General features: G+C 24.3%; 9 protein-coding genes and 3 tRNA genes. 10 read left to right on the top strand and 2 right to left on the bottom strand.

Features of this window, described 5'->3' with window-relative positions; translation table 11 throughout:
• Positions 1-1,307 precede the first annotated feature (1,307 nt).
• Genes sufB through H7S46_RS01295 form a run of 4 tightly spaced genes read left to right on the top strand, consistent with a single transcriptional unit; the run spans position 1,308 to position 5,719 of the window.
• A complete protein-coding gene (sufB, locus tag H7S46_RS01280; RefSeq protein ID WP_220683144.1) occupies positions 1,308-2,729 on the top strand; it encodes a Fe-S cluster assembly protein SufB in 1,422 nt (473 codons plus the stop codon).
• Between the two features lies 1 nt (position 2,730).
• Positions 2,731-3,468, top strand: a complete 738-nt coding sequence (gene sufC / locus H7S46_RS01285; RefSeq protein ID WP_183043033.1) for a Fe-S cluster assembly ATPase SufC — start codon at positions 2,731-2,733, stop codon at positions 3,466-3,468.
• Positions 3,461-4,459: a SufD family Fe-S cluster assembly protein gene (locus H7S46_RS01290; protein ID WP_183043034.1), complete on the top strand. Its 999-nt coding sequence runs from the start codon at positions 3,461-3,463 to the stop codon at positions 4,457-4,459. Before sufC ends, H7S46_RS01290 begins: the two co-directional genes overlap by 8 nt.
• 21 nt (positions 4,460-4,480) lie before the next feature.
• The gene (locus tag H7S46_RS01295; protein WP_183043035.1) at positions 4,481-5,719 is read left to right on the top strand and encodes an aminotransferase class V-fold PLP-dependent enzyme; all 1,239 of its coding nucleotides are present in this window, start codon (positions 4,481-4,483) and stop codon (positions 5,717-5,719) included.
• Here H7S46_RS01295 and mnmA read toward each other — a convergent pair whose 3' ends face one another.
• Together mnmA and infA are read right to left on the bottom strand one after the other, a co-directional pair.
• On the bottom strand, positions 5,720-6,781 hold the full coding sequence (gene mnmA, locus H7S46_RS01300) for a tRNA 2-thiouridine(34) synthase MnmA (RefSeq protein WP_183043036.1): 1,062 nt from the start codon (positions 6,779-6,781) through the stop codon (positions 5,720-5,722). It abuts the gene before it with no gap.
• Between the two features lie 6 nt (positions 6,782-6,787).
• Positions 6,788-7,006, bottom strand: a complete 219-nt coding sequence (gene infA / locus H7S46_RS01305; RefSeq protein WP_183043037.1) for a translation initiation factor IF-1 — start codon at positions 7,004-7,006, stop codon at positions 6,788-6,790.
• Positions 7,007-7,068: 62 nt separating this feature from the next.
• Between infA and H7S46_RS01310 the strand changes: the two genes are divergently transcribed.
• The 6 genes from H7S46_RS01310 to gnd all read left to right on the top strand — a co-directional run bounded on the left by H7S46_RS01310 (position 7,069) and on the right by gnd (position 10,057).
• Positions 7,069-7,141 (top strand) — tRNA-Glu (locus H7S46_RS01310).
• A 17-nt stretch (positions 7,142-7,158) separates the two neighbouring features.
• Positions 7,159-7,231: transfer RNA gene (locus H7S46_RS01315), tRNA-Gly, on the top strand.
• 14 nt (positions 7,232-7,245) lie between these two features.
• On the top strand, positions 7,246-8,172 hold the full coding sequence (locus tag H7S46_RS01320) for an ABC transporter ATP-binding protein (protein WP_183043038.1): 927 nt from the start codon (positions 7,246-7,248) through the stop codon (positions 8,170-8,172).
• Positions 8,173-8,182: 10 nt separating this feature from the next.
• A complete protein-coding gene (locus H7S46_RS01325; RefSeq protein ID WP_183043039.1) occupies positions 8,183-8,950 on the top strand; it encodes an ABC transporter permease in 768 nt (255 codons plus the stop codon).
• A gap of 10 nt (positions 8,951-8,960) precedes the next feature.
• Positions 8,961-9,050, top strand: a tRNA-Ser gene (locus H7S46_RS01330).
• An 80-nt stretch (positions 9,051-9,130) separates the two neighbouring features.
• Positions 9,131-10,057 carry a phosphogluconate dehydrogenase (NAD(+)-dependent, decarboxylating) gene (gnd, locus tag H7S46_RS01335; RefSeq protein WP_183043040.1) on the top strand — a complete coding sequence of 309 codons (927 nt, stop codon included), beginning with the start codon at positions 9,131-9,133 and terminating at the stop codon, positions 10,055-10,057.
• Positions 10,058-12,609: the final 2,552 nt, after the last annotated feature.

A 12,609-nucleotide genomic window follows, 5' to 3' on the forward strand; every position in this document is an offset into this window, starting at 1 on the left:
TTGAAGTCTTTTGACTTGTTTTTTGGTTTGGTTTAAGTGTTATGTTGTTAAGTAATGATGAGAGGTGTAGTTGTAGGGAGTGGAGGTAATTAACTTCTTTATTCTAATTTATACAGTATTACGTAACCTTTTCAAGGTGGGCACAGCACAGCACAGCACAATGCAATGCAATGCAGGTCATACATTAGTTAAGTTATAAAAAATAAAATTAATATTTAAGATCAAATGGTTTGTATTGTATTAAAAAAAATTACATGTTGTTTAAGTTAGTGTTGTTTTAAATTGTTTGTATAATAAGTAAAGGAAAGTAAAGGAGTATGAATAGTTATATCATTAACTGATTTGTTAAATAGAAATAATAAAAAAAAAAGAAAATAGTTTTTAACAAAAGGTTTTAATTTCAGAAGAATGTTAATTAATATTTAAATATCACATAAGGTTAGATATAGCAAGAGAAAAATATTTAGGAAAAAACAAATCGGTACTACTAAATGTGGAATTGGTCCAGTCTATGAATAGCTAGAAAAGGAATAAAAATAAGTGAAATTTTATTTAAGGAAGAGTTTTATTTAAACTTAAAAGAGACACTTAACTTTTATAAAATTATATTAAGCAGTTCAGTTTTTATAAATCAAAAAATCAAAGATAAAACTAAATAAAGTATTTGACAAAAATATTATTTTAATAGAAAAACTACGGAAATTATTATTCTTTTTTAATCATTTAAATTTAGAAGGGAAATATTTGATTTGAAGGAGCACAAGGTTATTAGATATAGACAATGGAACTTATCCTTATGTAACGAGATCAAGTGTAGTCGGGTTGGGACAAAAAAATAAATAGGCTAAATATTATACAACAAAAGTTGGGAATGGACCTTTACAACAGAAATTAATAATAAAATAGGTAGATATTTATAAAAAAGGCAAAAGTTACAAACACAGGTAGAAAAAGAAGGGGTATATTTAGTTTATTGACGTTATTCTATAAAAAGAAATACAATATCTATTGTATGTTTAACCAAATTATATGTTTTAGAAAAATAAAAAAAATAGTCTTTGTTTATAACGACAAAAAAGATTTTAATAATTATGAACAAAATATAAACACTATATATTATAAAAGGTTGATGCAAAAAACATACTAAAGGTATTGTGAAATATAATAAATTACCCCAAACAGAAACAGCAAAGAATTTTATAAGGTTAATAGAAAAGTAAAAATAGGTATACCACTCAAACTTAGTTCAACAGGTCTAGATAGAAAGGATACTATGGTTGTAAAAAATAGTTTAAGAGAAACGAAAGGTGATAAATACAAATAAAAAAATAGAAAGTTTGTTAAGTACAAAAGATTATAAATATGGATTTAAAATCAATATAGCAAGTAATATCCAATTACCTGGCTTAAATAAAAAAATAATAATAAATATTTCTAAATTAAAAAAAGAACCAAATTGGATGTTAAAATGGAGATTAGAAGCGTATTATAAATGGTTAAAAATGAAACCGCCTTTTTGGGCTATTTTTAAAACACCAAAAATAAATTATAAAGAAATGTCTTTTTTTAGTTCTCCCAAAAAAAAATTTTTAGATAAAAAATTATTATATGTTTACAATAAATTAGGTGTAAATTTATATGAAAATAAAAAAGGAATAGCTATAGATGCAGTATTGGATTCGGTTTCTATAGCTACTACATTTAAAAAAAAATTATATAAATTAGGAATTATTTTTTGTTCAATATCAGAGGCAATAAATAAATATGAAAATATAATAAAAATATATTTAGGGTCTGTTGTAAAAAATGATGATAATTATTTCGCGGCATTAAATTCAGCAGTATTTACAGATGGATCTTTTGTTTTTTTACCAGAAGGCCAAAAAAGCCCTATAGAATTATCAACTTATTTTCGTTTGAACTCTGAAAAAATAGGACAATTTGAAAGAACATTAATTATATGTGAAAAAAGAGCAGAAGTTTCTTATTTAGAGGGTTGCACTGCAACTATATATGATTCGAATCAATTGCATGCTGCAGTTGTTGAATTAATAGCTTTTGAAGAAAGTTTTATAAAATATTCTACAGTACAAAATTGGTATCCTGGAAATAAAAAAGGTAAAGGAGGAATTTTTAATTTTGTAACAAAGCGTGGTTTATGTAAAGGTAAAAGATCTAAAATCAGTTGGATACAGTTAGAAACAGGTTCAGCAATAACTTGGAAATATCCTTCTTGTATTCTAAAAGGCGATTATTCGAAAGGGGAATTTTATTCAATGGCCATAACAAAGAATAAACAAAGAGCAGATACTGGCACTAAAATGATTCATTTAGGCAAAAATACAAAATCAACAATAATTGCTAAGGGTATTGCAGTTGGACATTCAAAACAAGCTTATCGGGGTTTAGTAAAAATAATCAAAAAAGCTAGTGATTCAAGCAATTTTACTCAATGTGATTCATTAATAATAGGTAATAAAAACACAATTTATACTATACCTTATCAAAATATAAAAAATAGTACGGCAATATTAGAACATGAAGCTACTGCTTATAAAATAAATAAAGAAAAAATGTTTTATTTAATGCAACGAGGTATAAAGAAAGAAAATACTATAAATATGATAGTAAATGGTTTTTGTAAGGAAATTTTTCATAAATTACCAATGGAGTTTGCAGTGGAAGCTTCTGCTTTATTAGACATAACTTTGGAAGGGTCCTTAGGTTAAAATGTTAAAAATAGAAAATTTAAATGTAAATATTAAAAACAATAATATTTTAAAAAGTATTAACATAAAAATAAAAACAGGTGAACTGCATGTAATAATGGGTCCAAATGGTTCAGGTAAATCAACTTTATTATCAACATTAGTTGGAAGAGAAAATTATAAAATAAACAACGGTAAAATTTTTTTTAATGACATTAATCTTTCGGACATGAATATAGAAGAAAGATCAAAAATTGGATTGTTTTTAAGTTTTCAAAATGCTATTGAAATAGCAGGTGTAAAAAATATATATTTTTTACATACAGCATTAAATGAAAAATTAAAATATTTAAAACAAAAAAAAATTAATATTTTGACCATGATAAAAACAATTAAAAAAAATATGAAATATTTAAAAATAGAAAAAAAACTTTTGAATAGAGATGTAAATGAAAATTTATCGGGTGGTGAAAGAAAAAAAAATGAACTATTGCAAATGTTAATGTTAAAACCAAAAGTTGCTTTGCTTGATGAAATAGATTCAGGTTTAGACATAGATTCAATGAAAATTGTATCAAATGGAATTAGATTAATAAAATCTAATAATTGTTCAATAATTTTAATTACTCATTATAAACGTCTATTAAATTATATAGAGCCTAATTTTATACATATTTTAGTAAATGGAAAAATTATAAAATCGGGCGATAAAAACCTAATAAATGAAATAGAATCATTTGGATATAAAAAATATGTTTGATTTATTAAATATTGATGCCTATATGATAGTGTTTATTGATGGAAAATTATCAACTAAATATTCAACTTTAAATAACTTAATAAAACCAAATATAATTTATTTAAAAAAAAATATTATAAATGCTGAAAGTGGTAATATAAAAAAATATAGTGGTTTAATAATATATTTAAAATCAAATATAAAAATAAAAAAACCAATTTATATGCTACATATTTCAAAAAAAACAAAATATAAAAAAAATAATTTAAATTTATTATTTTTGGTTGATAAATTAATTAAAATACAAATTTTAGAGCATTATATAAACAAAAGTAAAAACAAATATATAAATAATGTAAAAATAGAAATGAATCTTAATGAGAATTCAAATATGGCATATTTTCAATTAATAGCGTTAAATAAAATAGATTATATATTATCACACATTATTGTAAATCAAAAAAAACATAGTAAATGTGAGTTAACTAATATAAAGATTTATAGTTATTATTTACATTATAACTTAGAAATAAATTTAAAAGATGAATATAGTAAATGTAATGTGTTAGGGTTGTTTTATCCGAAAGATAAAAATTTTATAAAAAATAACATTATTATTAATCATACAAATAATTTTACACAGTCTAACGTAGATTATAAAGGAATAATACATGCGACAGGAATTTTTCATTGTGATATAAACATAAAAAAAAATATAAACCATATTTATGGCGTTCAAAAAAATTCAAATATTTTATTGGATAATAATCCTACGATTAAAACCAATCCTAAATTAAAAATCCAATCAAAAGATGTTATATGTAAGCACAAGACAATTATTGGTAAAATAAATGAAGATTATATTTTTTATTTAAGAACAAGAGGAATACAAAAATTTTTAGCAAAAACATTAATATTGTTAAGTTTCATAAATGAATTTTTAACAAAAATAGAAATAAAAGCATTGAAAAAATATCTTTGTTGTTCCAAATTTTTTTGTTTTAAAAAATAATAAATATTATAAAGCTATAAAATGTTAATAAATTATAAAAAAATAAAAAACAAAATTCTTAAAGTAAGAAAAGAGTTTCCTATTTTAAAAAAAATAATATATAAAACATATGATTTAATATATTTTGATAACGCAGCAACAAGTCAAATGCCAAATAATGTAATAAAAATAATGAATGAATATTTTAACTATTACAATGCTAATATTCACAGAGGATTAAATTATTTATCCAATGATGCTACAATAGCATATGAAAGAACAAGAAAAATGGTTTGTAAAAGTATAAATGCAAAATATAAAGAAGAAGTTATATTTACAAAAGGTACTACAGAATCTATTAACTTAGTTTCAAATAGTTATGGAAAGTTGTTAAAAAAAGGAAGTGAAATTTTAATTTCTATAATGGAACATCATTCAAATATCATACCTTGGAAAAATTTAGCAACAAATAAAGGATTAAAATTAAAAATAATCCAAGTAAAAGAAAATGGGTTAATAGATATAAAAAATTTTAAACAATTATTGACAAATAAAACGAATTTAGTGGTTATAACGCATGTTTCGAACGTATTAGGCATAACAAATCCAATAAAAATCTTATCAAAAATAGTTCATAAAAAAAAAGCTTTAATATTGTTAGATGGGGCTCAATCTTTTTCACACAAAAAAATTGATGTACAAAAATTACAGATAGATTTTTATGTTTTTTCTTCCCATAAAAGTTATGGTCCAACGGGAGTGGGCATATTATATGTTCGTTTAGAAATATTAAACAATATGGACCCTTGGCAATATGGTGGAGATATGGTAAAATATTTTAGTTTTTTAAAAAATAAAATAATATATTCAGAATTACCTTATAAATTTGAAGCCGGCACACAAACTATTTGTAATATTATTGCTTATTATTCTTCTTTAAAGTGGTTAACAAAAAATTTAAATTTGATTAAAATTTGGGAAAAACTTTTAGTATATTTTTTACTTAAAAATTTAAAAAAAATAAAAAAGCTTCATATTATAGGAAAAAGTAATAAAGTTTCCGTTGTATCTTTTTTTATAGAAGGTATTAATTCACAAGATATAGGATTAGTATTAGATCACTATGGAATTGCTATTAGAACAGGAAATCATTGTGGCCAACCAATATTAAATAATTATGGGATAAATACAGTTTGTAGAATTTCATTTGCAGTATATAATAATTTAGAAGAAATAAACAAATTTTTAATTATTTTACAACAACTAATGAAAATATTTTAATTATTTTCTATTAAAAGTCCTTTTAATAATAGCGCCACCTAAACAAATATTATTTTTATATAAAACAATAGATTGTCCTTCTGTTATGGATTTTTGTTTATATAAAAAATAAACCTTTATATAAGAAATAAAATTATAAACGATACAAGGTTGATCTATTTGTCTATAACGTATTTTAGCAGATAAAGTAAAGTTTTTAGTTGTAATAAAAGGATTTTGAAGCCAATTTACTTGGCGTGCAACTAAAGAATTAGTATATAAAAATTTATTTTTTTGGTTGGTTACATACAAAATATTTGTATGTATTTTTTTTTTAAGAACGTACCAATGTGTTTGATTTAATATAATGGGGATATTAAATCCATTCTTTTGTCCTTTGGTATAAAAAGCAATTCCTTTATGTTGCCCTATAATTATATTATTTTTTGTTAGTAATTTACCATTTTTATAAGGAAAAAACGTATTAAAAAAAGATGAAAATTTGTTATTTCCTACAAAACAAATACCAAAAGATTCTTTTTTTTTATATATTTTAAAAAAAATAAATTTAGCAAGTCTACGTATTTCAATTTTTTTATAATGTCCTATGGGAAAAATAAGTTTGTGTGTAAAATATTTGTTTATATTAAAACAATAATAACTTTGATCTTTATTTAAATCTTTACTTTTAAAAAAAAATTTATTTTTAAATCGAACATAATGGCCAGTTGATATATAATCAGCTTTTAAAATACTAAAAGCATATTTCATTAATAAATTAAACTTTATTTCTTTATTACATAAAGAATCTGGATTTGGGGTTTTTCCTGAAACAAATTCTTGAAGCGTTAATTTAAAAACATTTCTCCAATATTCAACTGAGAAATTTACAAGATGTAAAACTATTTTTAATTTTTTACATATATATTTAACCTCTGCAATTTCTGTATGTGTTGTACATACATTGTTTAACTCCCAATTCTTCATAAATAACCCTTCAACCTTATATCCTTTTTGTAAAAGTAAAAACGCACATAAAGAAGAGTCTATTCCCCCAGACATACATACAATAATTTTGTTCATAACAACTTATCTTTCACGATAAATGATACGACCTTTTGTAAGATCATAAGGTGTAAGTTCAACTTTTACTTTATCTCCGGTTAAAATTTTTATATAATTTTTTCGTATTTTACCCGAGATATGTGCTGTAATTATATGCCCATTGTCTAACTTGACTCGAAACATGGTATTTGGCAAGGTATCTATGATTATTCCTTCCATTTCGATTGTGTCTTTTTTTATCATAATATCCTTATTGAGTTAATATTGACAATTAATATGATTAAAATAATAATATATATTATTAAGTCCCATTCGTCTAGTGGTCTAGGACATCGCTCTTTCACGGCGGTAACAGGAGTTCGAAACTCCTATGGGGCATTTAAAACATGTAAATTGCGGAAATAGCTCAGTTGGTAGAGCGTCTGCTTGCCAAGCATAAGGTCGCGAGTTCGAGTCTCGTTTTCCGCTAATTAAGGAAAAATATGAAAAAAATAGCATTAAATATAAAAAACTTAAATAAAATTTATAAAAACAATATTTTTGCTTTAAAAAATATTAGTTTAAAGGTTCTATATGGAGATTTTTTTGCATTATTAGGTCCTAATGGTGCAGGAAAGTCAACAACAATAGGTATAATAAGTTCTTTAATAAAAAAGACTTGTGGAAAAATAAAAATTTTTGACATAGATATAGATAAAAATCATTCAAAAGCTAAATATTATTTAGGTTATGTGGCACAAGAATATAATTTAAACCAATTTGAAACCGTTGAAAATATTCTTTTTACACAAGCAGGATATTATGGATTTTCAAAGAAGTGCTCTAAAGAACGTATTTATAAATTATTAAAAGATTTAAATTTATTTAAACAAAGAGAAATGATAGTAAGAAAGTTATCAGGTGGAATGAAAAGAAGATTAATGATTGCGCGTTCTTTAGTGCATAATCCTAAAATGTTAATTTTAGATGAACCAACAGCAGGTTTAGATATTGAATTAAGAAAAACGTTATGGGATTATATGTACAATCTAAATAAAAATGAAAAGAAAACTATTATTTTAACAACACACTATTTAGAAGAAGCTGAAAGCTTATGTAGAAATGTAGCAATAATAAACAAAGGTATAATTATAAAAAATACAACCATGCAATCGTTGTTAAAAAAAATAGATGAGACTACGTTTTTTTTAGAAACAAAACACCCTTTACAAAAAATTCCAAATATAAAAGGCGTAAAAATAAAGAAAAAAGATTCTTATAAATGTAAAATATCTTTAAAAAAAGGAACAAAATTAAATGAGATTTTTAAAATATTTGATAAAACAAAAATAGAGATTGTGTCTTTGCGAAATAAGTCTAATAGATTAGAAAAAATGTTTGTAAACTTAATTGAAAAACATAAAACTTAGAGTATAAGAATTGAAAAAACAAAGAATAATTATAGCACTGAGCACATTAATAAAAAGAGAAATTGGTAGATTTTTACGGATTTGGCCTCAAACTCTATTACCATCGTCAATTACTACTACCATGTATTTTATAATTTTTGGTAAAGTAATAGGGTGTAAGTTAGGTAATATGGGTGGTGTAATTTATATCAATTATATTATTCCAGGATTAATAATGATGGCAGTAATAACAAATAGTTATTCAAATGTAGCGTCTTCATTGTTTGGTAATAAATTTCAACGATCTATAGAAGAGTTAATAATATCTCCTATGCCTAGTTGGGTGATATTAGATGGTTTTATTATAGGGGGGTTGTTTAGAGGTTTGTTAGTAGGATTGATTGTTACATTATTCTCATTATTTTTTACAACAATAAATATTGTACATCCTTTTTTAACTATAGTAATAGTAATTTTAACAGCTATATTGTTTTCCTTAGCCGGTTTTATGAATGCGTTAGTTGCAAAAACATTTGATGATATCTCAATAATACCTAATTTTGTTTTAACTCCTTTAACTTATCTTGGGGGTGTTTTTTATAATATAAATTTATTGCCAGAATCTTTGAAAAACTTATCGTTAATAAATCCAATATTTTATATGGTGAATACGTTTAGATATGGTTTTTTAGGGGTATCAGATCTTGTTATAGGAAAATCATTAATTGCAATAATAATGTTTATATTTTTTTTGTATATCGTTTCATTAAAATTATTAAAAAAAGGTATATATGTTTGATAATAATATTGGAGAGGTGTCCGAGTGGTTTAAGGAGCACATTTGGAAAGTGTGTAAGTGTAATTTGTTGACTTCAAGGGTTCAAATCCCTTTCTCTCCGCTCCGTATAAGTTTTAATTAAAAAGCCAGTTATGGTTAATGTTTAAGTTTTGTTAAAATAACGATTATTAGGAGATTAAAATGCTAATAGGTATTATTGGTTTAGGGAAAATGGGAGGAAATATTACTAAAAAATTATTAAAAAATAATCATACTTGTGCTGTTTTTGATAAAAATAGAACAAATATAAAAAACATAGAAAAAAAGGGAGCAATAGGCGCAAAATCATTGAAATGTTTAGTTTTAAGTTTATCAAGTCCAAGAACAATTTGGTTGATGTTACCTGCTGGAAAAATAACGGAAAAAATAATCTTAAAATTAAGACAATATATGGGAAAAGGAGATACTATATTAGATGGTAGTAATGGTTATTTTAAAAAAGATATAAAAAGGTCTGAAAAATTAGTTAAAAGAGGAATAAATTATATAGATGTGGGGGTTTCAGGGGGAATATGGGGTTTAAAAAGAGGATATTGTTTAATGATAGGAGGAAATAAAAAAATTTTTTTAAAAAAAAAATATATATTTTGTAATTTATCTTCAAATAAAGGTTATATGTATTGTGGTAAAGTAGGCTCTGGGCATTTTGTTAAGATGATACATAACGGCATAGAATATGGAATGATGCAATCTTATGCCGAAGGATTTGATATGATGAAAAATATAAAGAAAACAAATGTATTTTATAAACACCGTTATAAATTAAATTTATATGATATTTCTGAGATATGGCGTCGAGGAAGTGTAATAGAGTCATGGTTGTTGGATTTAATTTCTGTTTCATTAGCAAACGATGTTAAACTTAAAGAATTTAATGGCAAGGTGAATGATTCAGGTGAAGTGAGGTGGTTAATACAAACTGCTTTAGAAGAGTCAATGCCATTAGAAGTTCTCACTACATCCTTATACGTTAGATTTAATTCGAGGAATTACAATAGATATGGCAATAAATTACTATCAGCAATGCGTAAACAGTTTGGCGGACATCTAGAACATTTCGAAGATTAGATATGAAGTTAACTTTTTTAGTTTCGTTTAGCTTTATTTTTATTCGTTTAGGACAGGACAGGACAGGACAAAGCAAAGTAAGGTAAATCAGTTATGGGTCTTATATTTTGGTATTGTTTGGTTTTATGTTTTCTTTTTGGTTAGATTGTTTTGGATTGTGGTCTTTATTTTGGTTTGTTATGTTTTTAGTGTCTTGTTTTTTATTGGGTTATTTAGTTCTAGTTCTTTTACTTTTCTTTTTCTGTCTCTGTTATCCTTTTTCTTTTTTCTCCTTCTTTCTGTCTCTGTTTTAAGTTTTGGTTTGTGTTATTTAAAGTCAAAACCTAAACACATTAAAGAAAATTAGATTACAAAATATTACATAATGTTAGTTTTTTTTGCTTTAAGTTAATGTTGTGTAAGTTGAAGTGAGGTGCTTTGTGTAGTGTAAGTTGTTATTAGTGTAAGAGTTGAGTTAACTTAGTTTGTGTTAGGTTAGGTTAGGTTTGTGTAAGTTAGTGTTGTAATGGTTTTTGTTTTAAGTTGTTGTGGTGTAAGTTAATATAAGTTATTTCATTTCAAGTTAATGATTGGATTGTATTGGTGTTGTGTTTTGTGGTTTACAAAACATTAAATTATTTTAATGTAATGCTTTTGATTTGTGGTGTAATTTAATGTAAGTTTAGTTGTTATGTAATGGTTTGTTTACATTAAGTGTAAGGTTAAGTTGTTGTTATGTTATGTTATGTTATGTGTTGTAAGTTAATTTAAACAAAGTTGAGTTGTTTTGTTTTAAGTTGTGTTAATGTAATGGTTTGTATTATGTTGTGTTATTTTAAGTTAGTGTAGGTTGTTGTAAGGTTATGAGGTGTTGTTATGTTATGTGTTTTTTACATTAGTGTAAGTTTGTAATGGTTTGGATTAAGTTAGTGTAGTTTAGTGTTGTAGTGTTAGTTAATGTGTAAAGTGTAATGTTGTTTAATTTATTTTAAGTTGTGTTGTTATGTGTTGTAGTGTGTTTGTGTAAGGGTGTAGTGTAAGGTTAAGGTTAAGTTTTTTAAATTGTTTTAATGTAAGTTTGTGTAAGTTTTTAAAGTTAGGTTTGAGTTTTTAAGTTGTAATGGTTTAGTTAATGTAATGTTGTGTGGTGTGGAAGTGTTTTGTTGTGTGGTTTGAAGTCTTTTGTGGTATGTTTGTTTAGTTTAGTGGTGGTTTGTAATGTAATGTAATGTAATAAGTTGTGATTTTTTGTAAGTTAATGTGGTTTAATTTATTTTAGTGTAATGTAATGCTTTTGATTTGTGGTGTAATTTAATGTGGTGTTATGGTTTATGTTATGTTATGTGGTTTTGATTAAGTTGTTTAATGTTTGATTTAAGTTGTTCTGTTCTGTTCTGTTCTGTTCTGAAGTGAAGTGTTGTGTTGTGAAGTGTTGTGTTGAGATGAAGTGTATTAGTGTTGTAAGTTGTTGTGTTCTGTTCTTTGTTCTTTTATTTTATTTGTTTTTGATTTGTTTTTGAAGTGTTTTGACTTGATATTTTTTGAAGTGTTTTGAAATGATTTAAATTGTTTTGAATTGTTTTAAGTTATGTTATGTTATGTTATGTTGTTATGAAGTCTTTTGTTTTGACTTGTTTTGAAGTCATTTGAAACGATACGATACGATACGATACGATTTGTAATGATTTGATTTGAATTCTTTTGTAATGTAATGTAATGGTTTATGTTTTTGATTTGTTCTTTTATTTGATTGTTTTGATTAATGTAATAAGTTGTTTTAAATTAAATTAATTTAAGTTGTGATGTTTTGTTTTAAGTTGTTTTGTTTTGTTTTAATTTGTTTTATGTTATGTTATGTTATGTTGTTTTAAGTTGATATGAAGTGGTATGTTTTGAAGTGTTTTGAATTAAATTGTTTTAACTTAACTTAGTGTAAGTTGTTGTGTTATGTTATGTGGTGGTTTGTAATGTAATGTTGTTATGTTATGTTATGTTATGTTATGTGTTGTTATTAGTTGTGTTAAATTAAATTAATTTAAGTTGTGTAATGTTGTTATGTGTAGTTTAGTTGTTGTGTTGAGGTGTAGTGCTTTGTAAGGTTACTTTAAGTTAGTGTGTTGTAGTGTGTTGTTGTGTAAGGTTAAGTTAATTTTGATTGTTTTGATATGAATTGTTATGTTATGTGTTTTTTTTGTAATGGTTTTAGGTTAGTTTAGTGTAAGTTGTTGTGTTGTAATTTATATTAATTTAATGTATTTAAATGTAATGTTGTTATGTTATGTTGTTTGTATGTGTTAATTTAATATAATATGGTGTTATGTTGTAATGGTTTGGTTTGTAATAGTTTAGTTTAGTGTTTTTGTAAGTTGTTATTAGTTGTTATTGGATTGGTGTAAGTTTTTTTATTTTGGTGTTGTTTTGATTAAGTTGTTATGTATTAGTGTAATGGTTTAATGTGTTATGTAATGGTTTAATTTAAGTTAGTTTTGTTTTAAATTGTTTTGGATTGAGGTGTTTTTGTATTGGTTTGTTTTGAAGTGTTTTGAAGTGTTTTTATTTGTTTTTTTTTAAGT

The organism is Candidatus Portiera aleyrodidarum (assembly GCF_902713745.1).
Lineage (GTDB): Bacteria > Pseudomonadota > Gammaproteobacteria > Johnevansiales > Johnevansiaceae > Portiera > Portiera aleyrodidarum_D.

Bases quoted from the DNA above. Each gene is read 5' to 3' on its own strand.
- sufC (WP_183043033.1), top strand. From the start codon at position 2,731: ATGTTAAAAATAGAAAATTTAAATGTAAATATTAAAAACAATAATATT.
- H7S46_RS01290 (WP_183043034.1), top strand. From the start codon at position 3,461: ATGTTTGATTTATTAAATATTGATGCCTATATGATAGTGTTTATTGAT.
- H7S46_RS01295 (WP_183043035.1), top strand. From the start codon at position 4,481: ATGTTAATAAATTATAAAAAAATAAAAAACAAAATTCTTAAAGTAAGA.
- mnmA (WP_183043036.1), bottom strand. From the start codon at position 6,781: ATGAACAAAATTATTGTATGTATGTCTGGGGGAATAGACTCTTCTTTA.
- infA (WP_183043037.1), bottom strand. From the start codon at position 7,006: ATGATAAAAAAAGACACAATCGAAATGGAAGGAATAATCATAGATACC.
- H7S46_RS01320 (WP_183043038.1), top strand. From the start codon at position 7,246: ATGAAAAAAATAGCATTAAATATAAAAAACTTAAATAAAATTTATAAA.
- gnd (WP_183043040.1), top strand. From the start codon at position 9,131: ATGCTAATAGGTATTATTGGTTTAGGGAAAATGGGAGGAAATATTACT.